The organism is Streptomyces sp. NPDC086077 (assembly GCF_040686175.1).
Lineage (GTDB): Bacteria > Actinomycetota > Actinomycetes > Streptomycetales > Streptomycetaceae > Streptomyces.
Genome location: NZ_JBFBJT010000164.1, coordinates 1 through 15,170 on the forward strand (window position 1 = coordinate 1; position 15,170 = coordinate 15,170).

A 15,170-nucleotide genomic window follows, 5' to 3' on the forward strand; every position below is an offset into this window, starting at 1 on the left:
CCCGGGCGGAGCCCGCCGGGAGATCCCGGTGTCGCATCTGCTGGCGGGCGTGGAGATGCTCCGTGCCGGTGAACTCATCGGGTACGTGCGCGTGCCCCTGCTGCACGCCCCGCAGGTCTTCCTCAAGGCGACCGGACGGACCGGCCCCGGGCGGGCCGTCGCCTCCGTGGCGCTGGTCCTCGACCCCGCCCGGCGCGGGGTGAGGTGCGCCGTGGGTGCCATAGCGCCGATGCCGCTGCGGCCCCTGGAGGCCGAGCAGTGGGTCGCGCAGCTCATCGACTGGGACAACAACCGCGCGATCGTCCCCGAGGCGCTCTCCGCCTTCGGCGAGTACGTCGCCGCGGCCTGCATCCCCGACGCGCCACCGGCCGAGGACGGTTCGGTGCCACAGCTTCCGCCTGCCGTACTGCACCTGCGGCGCACCGTCGCCGCGCTGGCCCGACGAGCACTGGGGAGGGCGCTGTCGTGACCGACGACCAGCACGGAGAGGGCACGCCCCAGGGCGGTGGACGCTGGGACCCGCTGCCCCAGGGCGACTACGACGACGGCGCCACCGCCTTCGTGAAACTCCCCGAGGGCGGCATCGACGCGCTGCTGGCCGCCGCCGACAGTCCGCTCGCCGCGCCCGGCCACGGCTACGTGCCGCCGCCGATAACGGTCACGCCCGCCACCGGTACCGACCCCGCGGCCACCGGCACCTGGGGTGTGCCCTCCGAGGGCGCGCAGTGGCCCGACTCGAGCGCGACGCCCCAGGGCGGCGGCCAGGACCGGTTCACGTACGACCCCGGGGCGACCGGGCAGTGGAACGTCGAGGGGGCGGGCCATCCGGAGGCCGGGCACCAGGAGGCCGGGCATCCTCACGCGGGCCACCCGCAGGCCGCGCCCGCACCCGGCCACGACGTGACCGGGCAGTGGTCGATCCCCGTCGCGAACGGTGACCTTCCGGACGAGTCGGGCGAGTTCACCACGTCCGCGCTCGTGGAGCAGTGGGGCGGTACGCCGCCGACCACGCTTCCCGGAGGGGCGTCCGCGCCGTGGGCCACCGAGACCGGCGGGCAGCCCTGGGGACACGAGGACGCGTTCGGGCACGCCGGCGGGCAGCGGCACGACGGCGGTCCGCGGCACGACGGCGGTCCGCGGCACGAGGGCGGGCCGGGACACGCCGGTGCGCCGCACGCCGGTGGGCTGTACGCCGACGCCCCCGCGCAGCACCCGACGGGAGGCGTCCCCGCGGGCGGTGAGGGTCCCGACGGCGCTCACGAGGCAGCGGGGGCCCGGGAGGGCGTAGAGGCGGCTGAGAGGCCCGCTGACGCGCCGGGGGGTATGCCGGGTGCGCCAAGGGGCTCAGAGGCCGCTGAGGGCCCGTCCGAGGGCTCCGGCGAGAGCGTCGCCGGGCGTGCCGCGGGGTCCCCGAGTGCCACCGGAGCTTCCGCGCCGGCCGGGGACGAGGACGCCGGGCCCGAACACGGCGGCCTGGAAGGCGAACCGGGCGCCCCGGCCGAGCCGTCCGTCACCGCCTCGCACGAGGACCACCCCCTCGCCTCGTACGTGCTGCGCGTCAACGGCGCCGACCGCCCCGTCACCGACGCCTGGATCGGCGAGTCGCTGCTCTACGTGCTGCGCGAGCGGCTCGGGCTCGCGGGCGCCAAGGACGGCTGCTCGCAGGGCGAGTGCGGGGCCTGCAACGTCCAGGTCGACGGGCGGCTCGTCGCCTCGTGCCTGGTGCCCGCGGTCACCGCGGCCGGCAGCGAGGTGCGCACGGTGGAGGGCCTGGCCGTCGACGGGCGGCCGTCGGACGTGCAGCGGGCGCTCGCCAAGTGCGGTGCCGTGCAGTGCGGTTTCTGCGTGCCCGGCATGGCGATGACCGTGCACGACCTGCTGGAGGGCAACCCGGCGCCGACCGAGCTGGAGACCCGCCAGGCGCTGTGCGGAAACCTCTGCCGCTGCTCGGGCTACCGGGCCGTGCTCGAAGCCGTCAAGGACGTCGTCGCCGAACGCGACGCGCACTCCGCGGCCGACGCGCCCGGACCCGACGCCGACGAACCGCGGATTCCTCATCAGGCCGGCCCCGGGGCCGGCGGCGTCAACCGGTCGGCGTTCGAGTCCCCCGGGGGACCGCACGGAACGCGTGACCAGTCCTACGGACAGGGACAGGACGGAGGCCAGGCGTGAGCAACGAAGCCGCCACCGCGACCACCACCGCGGAGGCCGTGCCCGCCGCGGAGCCGCTCCCGCACGGCCTCGGCGCCTCCCTGGCCGCCGCCGACTCCCGCGCGAAGACCGAGGGCACCTTCCCCTACGCGGCCGACCTGTGGGCCGAGGGCCTGCTCTGGGCGGCCGTACTGCGCTCACCGCACCCGCACGCGCGCATCGTGTCCGTCGACACCACCCACGCGCGCGAGATGCCCGGCGTACGGGCCGTCGTCACCCACGAGGACGTGCCGGGCTCGGCGTATCACGGACGTGGCAAGGCCGACCGCCCGGTGTTCGCCTCCGAGGTCGTACGCCATCACGGCGAGCCCATCGCCGCCGTCGCCGCCGACCACCCGGACACCGCGCGCATGGCGGCCGCGGCCGTCATCGTCGAGTACGAGGTGCTCGACCCGGTGACCGACCCCGAGCAGGCGTTCGAGGCCGAGCCGTTGCACCCGGACGGCAATCTGATCCGGCACATCCCGCTGCTGCACGGGGACCCCGACGTGCAGGGCGAGGTCGTCGTCGAGGGCCTGTACCGCCTCGGCCGCCAGGACCCGGCCCCCATCGGTGCCGAGGCGGGCCTCGCGGTGCCGCGTCCCGACGGCGGCGTGGAGCTGTACCTGGCGTCCACCGACCCGCACGCCGACCGCGACCGGGCCGCCGCCTGCTACGGGCTGGAGCCCGAGCGCGTCAAGGTCGTCGTCACCGGCGTGCCCGGCGCCACCGCCGACCGCGAGGATCCGGGCTTCCAGCTGCCGCTCGGCCTGCTGGCGCTCAAGACCGGCTGCCCGGTGAAGCTGACGGCGACGCGCGAGGAGTCCTTCCTGGGCCACACGCACCGCCACCCCACACTGCTGCGCTACCGCCACCACGCCGACGCCGAGGGCAAGCTGGTGAAGGTCGAGGCGCAGATCCTGCTCGACGCGGGCGCGTACGCCGACACCTCGGCGGAGGCGCTGGCCGCGGCGGTGGCCTTCGCCTGCGGCCCCTACGTCGTCCCGAACGCCTTCATAGAGGGCTGGGCCGTGCGCACCAACAACCCGCCCTCGGGTCATGTGCGCGGCGAGGGCGCCATGCAGGTCTGCGCCGCCTACGAGGCGCAGATGGACAAACTGGCCAAGAAGCTCGCCATCGAGCCGGCCGAACTGCGCCTGCGCAACGTCATGTCCACGGGCGACGTCCTGCCCACCGGCCAGACGGTGACGTGCCCGGCGCCGGTCGCCGAACTCCTCCAGGCGGTACGCGACTTCCCGCTCCCCAAGCTTCCCAAGGACACGCCCGCCGACGAGTGGCTGCTGCCCGGCGGCCCCGAGGGCGCGGGCGAACCGGGAGCGGTGCGCCGGGGCGTCGGCTACGGGCTGGGCATGGTCCACATGCTCGGCGCGGAGGGCGCCGACGAGGTCTCCACGGCCACCGTGAAGGTCCAGGACGGCGTGGCGACCGTGCTGTGCGCGGCCGTCGAGACCGGACAGGGCTTCGCCACGCTGGCCCGGCAGATCGTCCAGGAGACGCTCGGCATCGACGAGGTGCACGTGGCGCCGGTCGACACCGACCAGCCGCCCGCCGGCCCGGGGTGCCGCGGCCGGCACACCTGGGTGTCGGGCGGCGCGGTGGAGCGCGCGGCGAAGATGGTGCGTACGCAGTTGCTGCAGCCGCTGGCGCACAAGTTCGGCATGTCCACCGAGCTGCTCCAGATCACCGACGGCAAGATCACGTCGTACGACGGCGTGCTCTCGACGACCGTCACCGAGGCGCTGGACGGCAAGGAGCTGTGGGCGACGGCGCAGTGCCGCCCGCACCCCACGGAGCCGCTGGACGCGTCCGGGCAGGGCGACGCCTTCGTGGGGCTCGCCTTCTGCGCGATCCGCGCGGTGGTGGACGTGGACATCGAGATCGGCTCGGTACGGGTGGTGGAGCTGGCGGTCGCGCAGGACGTCGGCCGGGTGCTGAACCCGGCGCAGCTGACGGCGCGGATCGAGGCCGGCGTCACCCAGGGTGTGGGCATCGCCCTCACGGAGAACCTGCGCACGCCGCGTGGCGTGATACGGCATCCCGACCTCACCGGGTACGCCCTGCCGACGGCGCTGGACGCGCCCGACATCCGGATCGTGAAGCTGGTCGAGGAGCGCGACGTGGTCGCGCCGTTCGGCGCGAAGGCGGTCAGCGCGGCGCCGGTGGTGGCTTCACCGGCGGCGATCGCCTCGGCGGTGCGGGCGGCGACGGGGCGACCGGTGAACCGGCTGCCGATCCGGCCGCAGGCGGCGGTGGTGACGGGGCAGTGACGCCGGGGACGCCGGGAGCCCGGGGTCCGATCGGGTGACGCCGGGGACGCCGGAAGTCCGAGGTCAGTTGGGCTGAGGGTGGCGTTTCTGCGGGCGTCACGCTCTGCGGGCGTCGGACTCTTCGGGCGCGGGCCGGCGGGCGGGCTCCTTTCGGTGGGCGTGGTCGACGGGCGGGCGTTTTTCCGGTGGCGCGGGGCCGACGGGCAGGCGCTTTCCGGAGGCGCGGCGCGCCGGTCGGCGCTTTCGGTGGTGCGGGGCGCCGGGCGGTGCCTTCGACTGGCGTGGGACGGCGGCCTTTTGAGGGTGCCGTTGCGACGGTGGCGGCAGCAGCCCTTCTTCGGCGCCGTTCGATAGGTGCCGTTCGCTCGGTGTTCGCGCAGGTCGGAGCCATTGTCAGTGGTGGCGCGTAGTGTTCTGAGCAGTGGGGACGGCCGCGCGGGGCACGGACGGCGGGCGTACCCCGTGGACCACCATGCACGGGGGAACCATGAGCACGATCGACGCCGCCGCCGCGGTGATCACCCTGACCGAGGACCAACTCGACCCGCACGTCACGCATGGGCCGACGCGCCGCTGGCTGACGGGCCCCGGACTGCCCGCGCACAGCGCTCTGTTGACGTTCGACGCCCTGCGCAGGGACGGGCTGCGGACAGTGGCCGACTCGACGGGCGACCCCGACCGCCTGATGGCCCGGCTGCGTGAACAACTGGTGATAGGCGGACTCCTGGCGCCCGACGGACTGGAGTCGGAGTCGGTGCTGCTCGACGGCGCGACCGGCGAGGTCTCGACGGCGTACTTCTTCCACGACCGCCCGGACCTCATGGACAGCCGCCCGCTGGCGCCGTCGCTGCGGACGCTGGTCCGGTTCGCCGCGGCCACGGAGGAACTGGCGGACGTACGCGGTCAGTTCGCCTCGTACGCCGGCCGCTCCGGACCGAAGGCGGTGGCGGAGGCGACGCGGCAGTTGCTCGCCGTGTTCGAGGAGGGCACCGGCGCGGAGGGTGAGATGCCGCCGTACTGGCGGATGGCCGCGCTGATCCGCCCGCTCGCCCTGATGGCGGGCCCGGGCACGGAGTCCGGCCTGACCCTGGACCTGCCTCCGCGCCTACTGGACCAGGAGTTCGGCCCCGGCCGGATCGCCCGCTTCGAGGAGGTCGACTTCCCCGCGACCCTCACCCACGAGCCGACCCGCCGCTTCCTGCGCGAGACGGGCCTGCCCGAGGACGGCTTCCTCTTCCACCTCGACACGGACGTTCCGCTGCCGACCCTCACCGAGTACTACACCGACGAGCGCCCGGGCGACTTCCCCACCGATCGCCTCCCGGCCCGAGCGGACCACCTGATACGCCTCGGCCACCTCATCGAGGACAACAGCCTGGTCGTCGACGGCGCCACGGGCGAAGTCCTCGACTGGAGCGAACCCGAGGTGAGGCTGTATCCCCTCAACACGGACATCTCGACCCTGGCCTTCACCCTGTGGCTGTTGCACCGCGAGAAGGCGATCGACGCGGCGACGGACCGCGAGCTGACGACGGAGACGTACGACCAGCTGGCGGCGACGATGATCGACGTCCTGCGCAGGATCGACCCGACGGGCTCGGTCGACCGCTCCGGCTGGCACTACTGGACGGAGCTGTTCCAGGACGAGGCGGGCGGCGTGCTGTAGCCCGACGCCGGGGCCTTGCGGGACTGGAGGCCGTGGCGGGATTCGAACCCGCGTGACTCGCTTTGCAGGCGAGCCCCTGAACCACTCGGGCACACGGCCGTGTGCTGGTGACGTGCTTCGACCGTAGGGGCGGGGCGGGTGCGGCTCAAGGAGAGGCGGGGGGCCGCAACGGGACTGCCATGCGCCGTTCACGAACGGCCGGGTCTACGACCAAGGACCGAGGCCATCACCGTCTCCCGACAGGGGCCACATCAGGTTGCGCCCCTTACGCTGACGTACATGGCTGCCCTGAACCCCCGCGACACCGATGTCGCAGACGCCCCGATCCTCCCGCCGGAATCCGACAGCGAGGGTGTGCTCGGCCGGTCGTACCGGGCGCTGAGCGTGGGCATCGTCTCGGTCGTGCTGCTGATCGCCTTCGAGGCGACGGCCGTGGGGACGGCGATGCCGGTGGCGGCGCGCGAGCTGGACGGGGTGTCGCTGTACGCGTTCGCGTTCTCGGGGTACTTCACGACGAGCCTGTTCGCCATGGTGCTCGCGGGGCAGTGGTCGGACCGGCGAGGCCCGCTGGGCGCGCTGACCACCGGGATCGGCGCCTTCGCCGCGGGGCTGCTGCTGTCCGGCACGGCGGGGGCGATGTGGCTGTTCATCCTCGGCCGGGCGGTGCAGGGGTTCGGTGGCGGGATGGTGATCGTGGCGCTGTACGTCGTGGTCGGGCGGGCCTACCCGGAGCGGATGCGGCCGGCGATCATGGCGGCGTTCGCCGCGAGCTGGGTGGTGCCGTCGGTGGTCGGGCCGCTCGCGGCGGGCGCGGTGACCGAACAGCTGGGCTGGCGCTGGGTGTTCCTCGGGATACCGGTGCTGGTGCTGCTCCCGCTGGCGCTCGCCCTGCCGCAGATACGGCTGCGGGCCTCGGGAGGGGTGAAGGACGGGGCCGGGAAGGGGCCGGGTTCCTTCGACCGCCGCCGTATTCGCCTCGCGCTCGGAATCTCCTTCGGCGCGGGACTCCTCCAGTACGCGGCGCAGGACCTGCGCCTGCTCTCCGTGCTGCCCGGGGTGGCGGGCATCGCGCTGCTGATCCCGGCGGTGCTGGGGCTCCTCCCGCGTGGCACCTACCGGGCGGCGCGCGGACTGCCCTCGGTCGTGCTGCTGCGGGGCGTCGCGGCGGGGTCGTTCATCGCCGCCGAGTCCTTCGTGCCCCTGATGCTGGTCACCCAGCGGGGCCTCACCCCGACGCTGGCCGGTTTCTCGCTGGCGGCGGGCGGGGCGACCTGGGCGCTGGGCTCCTGGCTGCAGGCGCGACCCCGCCTGGTGCCGTACCGCGAACGCCTGATGACGGTGGGCATGCTGCTGGTCGCGGCGGCCATCGCCACCGCCCCGAGCGTCCTGCTCGACTCCGTCCCCGTCTGGATCGTCGCCGTCGCCTGGGCCTTCGGCTGTCTCGGCATGGGCCTGGTGATCTCCTCGACCAGCGTCCTGCTTCTCCAGCTCTCCGCGCCCGACCAGGCCGGCACAAACTCCGCCGCCCTCCAGATCTCCGACGGCCTGTCCAACATCCTTCTCCTGGCCGTGGGCGGGGCGGCCTTCGCCGCCCTGGGCGGCGGCGCGGTCGCCCACACGGTGACGACGACCACGGCCTCCCACCCGGCGGCGTTCGCGGCGGTGTTCCTGCCGATGGCGGTGGGGGCGTTGCTGGGGGCGTGGGTGGCGACACGGGTGCGGGAGCACTCTCCCGCTCCGGCTGAGGGGTTGTGACGTCGGTCCCACCCGTGGGGGAGGCGGGGGAGTTCCCTGCTTGAGGGACGGGGGGCGCCGGTAGGGTGGCCCGGTTGTCGTACCCAGCCCGGCCGCTCGACCCCCACGGAGACCGTGACTACCGCCCGCCCGTCGCCCGCCACCACCCTTAACGGAGGGCCCTCCGGGCCCACGCCCATGTCTGCTTCCTCCTCGTCCTCCCATCACCTCTCGCCTGCCTTCCCGGGCCGCGCCCCCTGGGGTACCGCCAGCAAGCTGCGTGCCTGGCAGCAGGGTGCGATGGAGAAGTACATCCAGGAGCAGCCGCGTGACTTCCTGGCGGTCGCCACCCCCGGCGCCGGCAAGACGACCTTCGCGCTGACGCTGGCGTCCTGGCTGCTGCACCACCACGTCGTGCAGCAGGTGACCGTGGTCGCGCCCACCGAGCATCTGAAGAAGCAGTGGGCGGAGGCCGCCGCGCGGATAGGGATCAAGCTGGATCCCGAGTACAGCGCGGGACCGCTCGGCAAGGAGTACCACGGGGTCGCGGTGACGTACGCGGGGGTGGGTGTGCGGCCCATGCTGCACCGCAACCGCGTCGAGCAGCGCAAGACCCTCGTGATCCTCGACGAGATCCACCACGCCGGCGACTCCAAGTCCTGGGGCGAGGCCTGCCTGGAGGCCTTCGAGCCGGCGACCCGGCGGCTGGCCCTGACCGGTACGCCGTTCCGGTCCGACACCAACCCCATTCCCTTCGTCGCGTACGAGGAAGGGGCCGACGGGATCCGGCGCTCCGCCGCCGACTACACCTACGGATACGGCTCCGCCCTCGCGGACAACGTCGTGCGGCCGGTCATCTTCCTTTCCTACAGCGGCAACATGCGCTGGCGCACCAAGGCCGGCGACGAGATCGAGGCACGCCTCGGCGAGCCGATGACCAAGGACGCGATCAGCCAGGCCTGGCGCACGGCGCTCGATCCGCGCGGCGAGTGGATGCCGTCCGTGCTGCGCGCCGCCGACCAGCGGCTGACCGAGGTGCGGAAGGCGATCCCGGACGCCGGTGCCCTCGTCATCGCCTCCGACCAGGACTCGGCACGGGCGTACGCCAAGCTCATCAGGGACATCACGGGCAACAGGGCGACCCTCGTACTGTCCGACGACGCCGGCGCGTCGGACCGGATCGACGAGTTCAGCGGCAACACCGACCGGTGGATGGTCGCGGTGCGGATGGTGTCCGAGGGCGTCGACGTACCGCGGCTGGCGGTCGGGGTGTACGCGACGACCATCTCGACGCCGCTCTTCTTCGCGCAGGCCGTCGGCCGCTTCGTACGGTCCCGGCGGCGTGGCGAGACCGCTTCCGTGTTCCTGCCGACGGTGCCGGACCTGCTCTCCTTCGCGGGCGAGATGGAGCGCGAGCGCGACCACGTGCTCGACAAGCCGAAGAAGGACGGCGAGGAGGACCCGTACGCCGAGGAGGACAAGCTCCTCCAGGAGGCGGAGCAGCAGAAGGACGAGGACACCGGCGAGCAGGACATGCTCCCCTTCGAGGCCCTCGAATCCGACGCCGTCTTCGACCGGGTCATGTACAACGGCGCCGAGTTCGGGATGCAGGCCCACCCGGGGAGCGAGGAGGAGCAGGACTACCTCGGCATCCCCGGGCTGCTCGAACCCGACCAGGTGCAACTCCTGCTCCAGAAGCGGCAGGCGCGGCAGATCGCGCACAGCCGCAAGAAGCCGGACGCCGAGGCCGACCTGCTCGAAATGCCCGCCGAGCGGCGGCCGGTGGTCAGCCACAAGGAGATGATGGAGCTGCGGCGGCAGCTCAACAACCTGGTGGGTGCGTACGTCCACCAGAGCGGCAAGCCGCACGGCGTCGTCCACACCGAACTGCGCCGTGTGTGCGGCGGGCCGCCGAGCGCGGAGGCGACGGCGGGGCAACTGCGGCAGCGGATCGCCAAGGTGCAGGAATGGGCCACGCGGATGCGGTGAGACCGCAGCGCCCAACGCACGCGCGGGGGTTGGTGGCGTCGGGTGGGCGTGGTGTGCGCGGATGGTGCGCGCCGGGCCACGTGCGCCGGTATGTATCAGGGCAAATGCGAGTACCCCATACCGGTCGCTGACCGGATTCTGGACGGAGACTTCCGCTGAGCGAACCAGCTCGCTAATGTCCCGCTACGCACACGCCCCGTGGCAGCGCCGCCGCGGAGCGCAGCCGTGAAGCGACTGGGCCCGGACCACCGGCCGGGCCGTCAGCCGATCGGCAGCCTCTGAAGCGCGTCGCTGCCGGGACTCGGTGACGCATCCGCCGCGAGAGGGCTGCCGACCTCACCACTTAAGGAGTGGGCGTCGTGACCGCGGAGACCTCTCAGACGCTCGACCGGGGACTGCGCGTCCTCAAGTTGCTGGCCGACACCGACCACGGGCTGACCGTCACCGAGCTGTCCACCAAGCTGGGCGTGAACCGCACCGTCGTCTACCGCCTGCTCGCCACGCTGGAACAGCACGCACTGGTACGCCGCGACCTGGGCGGGCGCGCCCGGGTCGGGCTGGGTGTGCTGGGGCTCGGACGGCAGGTGCATCCGCTGGTACGGGAGGCCGCGCTGCCGGCGTTGCGGTCGCTGGCCGAGGACATCGGGGCGACGGCGCATCTGACGCTGGTGGACGGCGCGGAGGCGCTGGCCGTCGCGGTGGTCGAGCCGACCTGGACGGACTATCACGTCGCCTATCGGGCCGGCTTCCGGCACCCCCTGGACCGGGGGGCCGCAGGCAAGGCGATCCTGGCCGCCCGCCAGCGCCCGCACCGCGACCCCGGCTACACCCTCACCCAGGGCGAACTGGAGGCAGGCGCGTGCGGAGCCGCCGCACCCCTGGTCGGCGTGACCGGCGTCGAGGGCAGCGTCGGCGTGGTCATGCTCGCCGACGCGGTCCCGGAACGCGTCGGCGTGAGGGTGGTGGACGCGGCGAGAGAGGTGGCGGAGGCCCTCCGCTGACGTCAGCGCGGTCCGGGGACCAGCCCGACGGCGCGGCGGCACCCGCGCGGCGGGCGCGGGGTGGCGGGGGGTACGGCGAGCGCCCCACCCGCACCGCCGACGCCTCGAACACGCCCGCGCGTTAGATTGACCTCGTGCTCTCTCGTCTCACGCGTTCCAAGGCCCTCGCCGTCTGTGCGCTGCCCGTCGTCGGCCTGATCGCCGCCACGGTGGTGGCACCGCTGCCGTTCGCGGTGGCGCAGCCGGGGATGACGGCGAACGTGCTCGGGGAGGACCAGGGCACGCCGGTGATCACGATCTCCGGTGCGCCGACCCGCGAGACCGACGGGCAGCTGCGGATGACGACGATCGAGGCGACCAGCCCGGACACCCGTGTCTGGCTCGGGGACGTGCTGGACAGCTGGTGGCGCACCGACAAGGCGGTCATGCCCCGCGACGCGGTCTACCCGAGCGGCGACACCGTCAAGGAGATCGAGCAGCACAACGAGGCCCAGATGCGCGAGTCCCAGAACGCGGCGAGCGAGGCCGCGCTCACCTACCTGGGTCTTGAGGACAAGGACATCGAGGTCGACCTCGAACTCGCCGACGTCGGCGGTCCCAGCGCCGGCCTGCTCTTCTCCCTCGGCATCATCGACAAGCTGGAGGGTGACGGCAGCGGCGGCGACCTCACCGGCGGCCGGAACATCGCCGGCACGGGCACCATCGAGGCCGACGGTTCGGTGGGCGCGGTCGGCGGCGTCGCCCTGAAGACCCAGGCCGCCCGCCGCGACGGCGCGACCGTCTTCCTCGTCCCGAGCGCCGAGTGCGCCGACGCCAAGTCGGAACTCCCCAAGGGCCTGCGCCTGATCCCGGTCAAGACCCTGAAGGGCGCGGTCCAGTCCCTGACCGCGCTGGAGAAGGGCACGGGCTCGGTCCCGAGCTGCTAACCCGCGAGCGCCGGCCTCGGCGGGGTGACCAGCCGCAGCCCCACTTCCACGAGGGTCCAGCCGAGCCGCGTGCGGAGGTCGCCCCGGCGCCCGACCGTCGTGGCGAGGCGATGGGCGTCGGCCCGCGCGCGGAGGTCGGCGGAACGTGCGTGGTGCAGGGCGAGATGGGTGTCGGGGTTCGTCATCGGGACCTCTCCGAGTCCGTGCTGATGGGGAAGGTGTGTGTGTGGACGCGGACCCGCTCCGCTCCGGGCGCGTCGTCCTCGTCCCGGTAGCTCTGCACCAACTCGTGCATCCTGTCGATGAGTTCCTGTGCCCGGTCCGGGGTGAGGCGCAGCGTCCAGTCGCTCATGTCGGTGGCCTGCGCCCACGCGGGCTGCCAGTCCTCGCGCGTACCGACCCAGGTGGCGAGCTCGCGGGCGTGCGTGGAGGCGACCTCGTGCAGGAAGGTGTCCGCGGCGCCACGGGTGGCCGGGTCCGCGTCGGTGAGCAGGCCGGAGTCGAAGCTGATGCCCCCGTCGGCCGCCCGCCACCACCGCTCCCGCCCCTTGCCGCGCTCAGGCGCGTCCTCGACGAAGCCGTGCGCGGCGAGCTGCCGCAGGTGGTAGCTGGTGGCCCCGCTGGACTCGCCCAGCCGCTCGGCGAGGAGCGAGGCGGTGGCGGGGCCGTCCTGCCGCAGGGTGCGCAGCAACTCCATGCGGAGGGGGTGGGCGAGGCCCCGGAGGGAGCGGGCGTCGAGGTTGCGGATCTGCTGATCCCGGGGCTCGGTCATGCGTACAAAGCTATCCTTGCAAAGACCTCTTTGCAATGGGTTCTTTGTAAGTGGTCACCCCTCCCGTACGAACCCCTCCTGCACCAGCCAGTCCAGCGCCACCTGATGGGGATCCTCGCCGTCCACGTCCACCTTCGCGTTGAGGGTCTGCGCCACCGAGTTGTTCAGCTTCTTCGTGATCGGGTCGAGGACGCCCGCGATCCCCGGCCACTCCTTGAGGGTCTTGGTGTTGATCACGGGGGCGGCGTTGTAGTTGGGGAAGAACTTCTTGTCGTCCTCCATCACCACCAGGTTCATGGACTTGATGCGGCCGTCGGTGGTGAAGACCTCCCCGTAGGTGCAGCCGCCCTTCGCCGTCTGGGTGTAGATGATCCCGGTGTCCATCTGCGTGACCCGGGACGGCGGGATGTCCATGCCGTACGCCTTCTCCATGCCCGGCAGCCCGTCCGCGCGGTTGGCGAACTCGCCCTCCACGCACAGCGTCACGGCCGCCGGGTCGGACTTCGACAGCGCGGCCACCTCCGAGAGGGTCCTCGTGCCGTACTTCTCGGCGTTGGCCTGGTTCATCGCCAGGGCGTAGGTGTTGTTCAGGGCCGACGGCTCCAGCCAGGTCAGTCCGTTCTTCCGGTCCGCGTCGCGCACCGCCTCCCACTGACGGCGCGGGTCGGTGATGGGCTTGCTGTTGCCCAGGTACGTGATCCAGGCCGTGCCCGTGTACTCGTAGCCGGCGTCCGCCTCACCGCTCTTGACCGCCTCGCGCGACCCCACGGACCCCTGGATGCCGGTCCGGTCGAGGACGTCGGCGCCCGCCGCCTCGAAGGCGATCCCCATGATCGCGCCCAGGATCAGCTGCTCGGTGAACTCCTTCGAGGTGACCGTCAGATCGGCGCCCTTCAGCGGCTCGCCCTGCCCGATCGACCCGGGCCGCACGTCGTCGACCATGGGGGAGCCGCTGGTCAGTCCGCAGCCGGAGGCCAGCACCAGCGCCGTGGCGAGGTACAGCAACCGCCTCATCGGCCCACCTCCAGTCCGCGCGGCCGTAGCATCACTTCGGCGAGCGAGGCCAGCCAGTCCACCAGCAGGGCGAGCGTGACGGTGAGGACGGATCCCAGGATCAGTACGGGCATCCGCTGACTGGTGATACCGGTCGTGATCAGCGTACCCAGACCGCCCCCGCCGCCGAATGTCGCGAGCGTCGCCGTGCCGACGTTCAGCACCAGTGCCGTACGGACGCCCGCCAGGATCAGCGGGACCGCCAGCGGCAGCTCCACCCGGCTCAGCACGCCCGTCGGCGACATGCCGATGCCCCGGGCCGCCTCCAGCAGCGTCGGGTCGTTCGCCTCGAGGCCGGAGATCGTGTTCGACAGCACCGGCAGGATGGCGTAGACGATGATGCCGATCAGGGCCGCCCTGCGGCCGATGCCCAGCCAGATCACCAGCAGGGCGAGCAGGCCGATCGCCGGGGTCGCCTGGCCCATGTTGGCGAACACCATCGCCACCGGGGTGACCTTCCGGAACGTCTTGCGGGTGAGCAGGATGCCCAGCGGGATCGCGATGATCAGCACGAAGAACGTGGAGATCGCGGTCAGCTGGATGTGCTGCCACAGTGCCTCGGACACCTGCCCGCCGGACAGCGCGTTCTCGGAGATGGTGTCCAGGTCGGCCTGCCGGAACCACAGCCAGGTCGCCAGCAGCAGGGCCACCACGAAGGCGGGCAGGAAGGTCAGCTTCTGCCAGGTGATGCGGGGGGCCGTCCGGGCCGGCGGGGGAGAGGGCTCCTGGTCGCCGGGCACCTCGCCCTCGTCACGGAAGGCATGCCCCCTGACGTCGTGCTCGCCGGGGGGACGGTTCTGCTCCGAAGAGGTGGTCACGCCTTGGGCTCCCCTCCGTGACCCTCCTGTTCCGCGTGCGTCTGACCGGCCCGCGTCTCCTCCAGGTCGTGCTGGTGCTCCAGGGCGTCCAGCCGGTCGGCCTCCAGCAGCTCGTGCACGGAGTTCATCAGCGTCTCCATGTCGACCACGCCGGTGTACTCGCCCCGCCGTCCGGTCACCGCGACCCGCCCGGTGTTGTCCGTGAGGACGGCCTCCAGAGCGTCCCGCAGGGTCGCGTCCCGGGTCACCGTGTCGTGGACCAGGGTCCCGGCCCGCGCGAGCGAGCCCTTGGCCCGCATCAGATCGCCCCGCCTGAGCCACTTGTAGGGACGGCCCCGCTTGTCCAGCAGCAGGATCTCGTTCGTGCCGCTGGAGCGGAGCCGGTTGAAAATGCTCTGGAGCGGGTCGTCCACGGTCACCGTCGGGTAGTCGGTGATCTCCACGTCCCGGACGCGGGTGAGGTTCAGCCGCTTCAGCGCCGCCCCGGCGCCCACGAAGCCGGAGACGAAGTCGTCCGCCGGGTTGGTGAGGATCGCCTCCGGGGTGTCGAACTGCGCGATGTGCGACCGCTCCCGCAGCACCGCGATCCGGTCACCCAGCTTGATCGCCTCGTCGAAGTCGTGCGTGACGAACACGATCGTCTTGTGCAGCTCGCGTTGGAGCCGGATCAACTCGTCCTGGAGGTGGTCGCGCGTGATCGGGTCCACCGCGCCGAACGGCTCGTCCATCAGCA

At 72.7% G+C, this 15,170-nt stretch carries 12 protein-coding genes, 1 tRNA gene and 1 pseudogene; 8 read left to right on the forward strand and 6 right to left on the reverse strand.

Going from position 1 to position 15,170, the window contains the following annotated elements:
* The 4 genes and pseudogenes from AB0O67_RS31705 to AB0O67_RS31720 all read left to right on the forward strand — a co-directional run.
* A pseudogene (locus tag AB0O67_RS31705) lies at window positions 1-469 on the forward strand (dehydrogenase); the annotation flags it as partial.
* Window positions 466-2,172 (forward strand): 2Fe-2S iron-sulfur cluster-binding protein, encoded by a 1,707-nt coding sequence (locus AB0O67_RS31710; protein ID WP_365457608.1) that lies wholly within the window; start codon window positions 466-468, stop codon window positions 2,170-2,172. The pseudogene AB0O67_RS31705 and the gene AB0O67_RS31710, both read left to right, overlap by 4 nt.
* Complete coding sequence (locus AB0O67_RS31715) at window positions 2,169-4,478, forward strand: molybdopterin cofactor-binding domain-containing protein (RefSeq protein WP_365457611.1); 2,310 nt, start codon at window positions 2,169-2,171, stop codon at window positions 4,476-4,478. Before AB0O67_RS31710 ends, AB0O67_RS31715 begins: the two co-directional genes overlap by 4 nt.
* A 487-nt stretch (window positions 4,479-4,965) precedes the next feature.
* Window positions 4,966-6,144 carry an SUKH-4 family immunity protein gene (locus AB0O67_RS31720; protein ID WP_365457614.1) on the forward strand — a complete coding sequence of 393 codons (1,179 nt, stop codon included), beginning with the start codon at window positions 4,966-4,968 and terminating at the stop codon, window positions 6,142-6,144.
* A gap of 24 nt (window positions 6,145-6,168) precedes the next feature.
* Here AB0O67_RS31720 and AB0O67_RS31725 read toward each other — a convergent pair.
* A tRNA-Cys gene (locus AB0O67_RS31725) sits at window positions 6,169-6,243 on the reverse strand.
* A gap of 180 nt (window positions 6,244-6,423) precedes the next feature.
* On the opposite strand from AB0O67_RS31725, the gene AB0O67_RS31730 reads away from it, so the two are divergent.
* The 4 genes from AB0O67_RS31730 (at window position 6,424) to AB0O67_RS31745 (ending at window position 11,794) form a co-directional block, all read left to right on the forward strand.
* On the forward strand, window positions 6,424-7,899 hold the full coding sequence (locus tag AB0O67_RS31730; protein WP_365457616.1) for an MFS transporter: 1,476 nt from the start codon (window positions 6,424-6,426) through the stop codon (window positions 7,897-7,899).
* Between the two features lie 177 nt (window positions 7,900-8,076).
* The gene (locus AB0O67_RS31735) at window positions 8,077-9,867 is read left to right on the forward strand and encodes a DEAD/DEAH box helicase (protein WP_365457619.1); all 1,791 of its coding nucleotides are present in this window, start codon (window positions 8,077-8,079) and stop codon (window positions 9,865-9,867) included.
* Window positions 9,868-10,226: 359 nt separating this feature from the next.
* Window positions 10,227-10,868, forward strand: coding sequence for a helix-turn-helix domain-containing protein (locus AB0O67_RS31740; RefSeq protein WP_365457621.1), 642 nt, complete (start codon window positions 10,227-10,229; stop codon window positions 10,866-10,868).
* Between the two features lie 134 nt (window positions 10,869-11,002).
* Complete coding sequence (locus AB0O67_RS31745; protein ID WP_365457623.1) at window positions 11,003-11,794, forward strand: S16 family serine protease; 792 nt, start codon at window positions 11,003-11,005, stop codon at window positions 11,792-11,794.
* Here AB0O67_RS31745 and AB0O67_RS31750 read toward each other — a convergent pair.
* The 5 genes from AB0O67_RS31750 to AB0O67_RS31770 form a co-directional block, all read right to left on the reverse strand.
* Entirely contained in the window at window positions 11,791-11,979 is a 189-nt protein-coding gene (locus AB0O67_RS31750) for a hypothetical protein (RefSeq protein ID WP_365457625.1), read from the reverse strand. The genes AB0O67_RS31745 and AB0O67_RS31750 overlap by 4 nt on opposite strands.
* Window positions 11,976-12,566 carry a winged helix-turn-helix domain-containing protein gene (locus AB0O67_RS31755; protein ID WP_365457628.1) on the reverse strand — a complete coding sequence of 197 codons (591 nt, stop codon included), beginning with the start codon at window positions 12,564-12,566 and terminating at the stop codon, window positions 11,976-11,978. Before AB0O67_RS31755 ends, AB0O67_RS31750 begins: the two co-directional genes overlap by 4 nt.
* 54 nt (window positions 12,567-12,620) lie before the next feature.
* Window positions 12,621-13,580, reverse strand: a complete 960-nt coding sequence (locus AB0O67_RS31760) for a glycine betaine ABC transporter substrate-binding protein (RefSeq protein ID WP_365457631.1) — start codon at window positions 13,578-13,580, stop codon at window positions 12,621-12,623.
* Window positions 13,577-14,437: an ABC transporter permease gene (locus AB0O67_RS31765; protein WP_365457634.1), complete on the reverse strand. Its 861-nt coding sequence runs from the start codon at window positions 14,435-14,437 to the stop codon at window positions 13,577-13,579. The genes AB0O67_RS31760 and AB0O67_RS31765 overlap by 4 nt, the downstream gene beginning before the upstream one ends.
* On the reverse strand, window positions 14,434-15,170 hold a 737-nt coding region (locus AB0O67_RS31770), incomplete at its 5' end, for a CBS domain-containing protein (protein WP_365457636.1). The genes AB0O67_RS31770 and AB0O67_RS31765, both read right to left, overlap by 4 nt.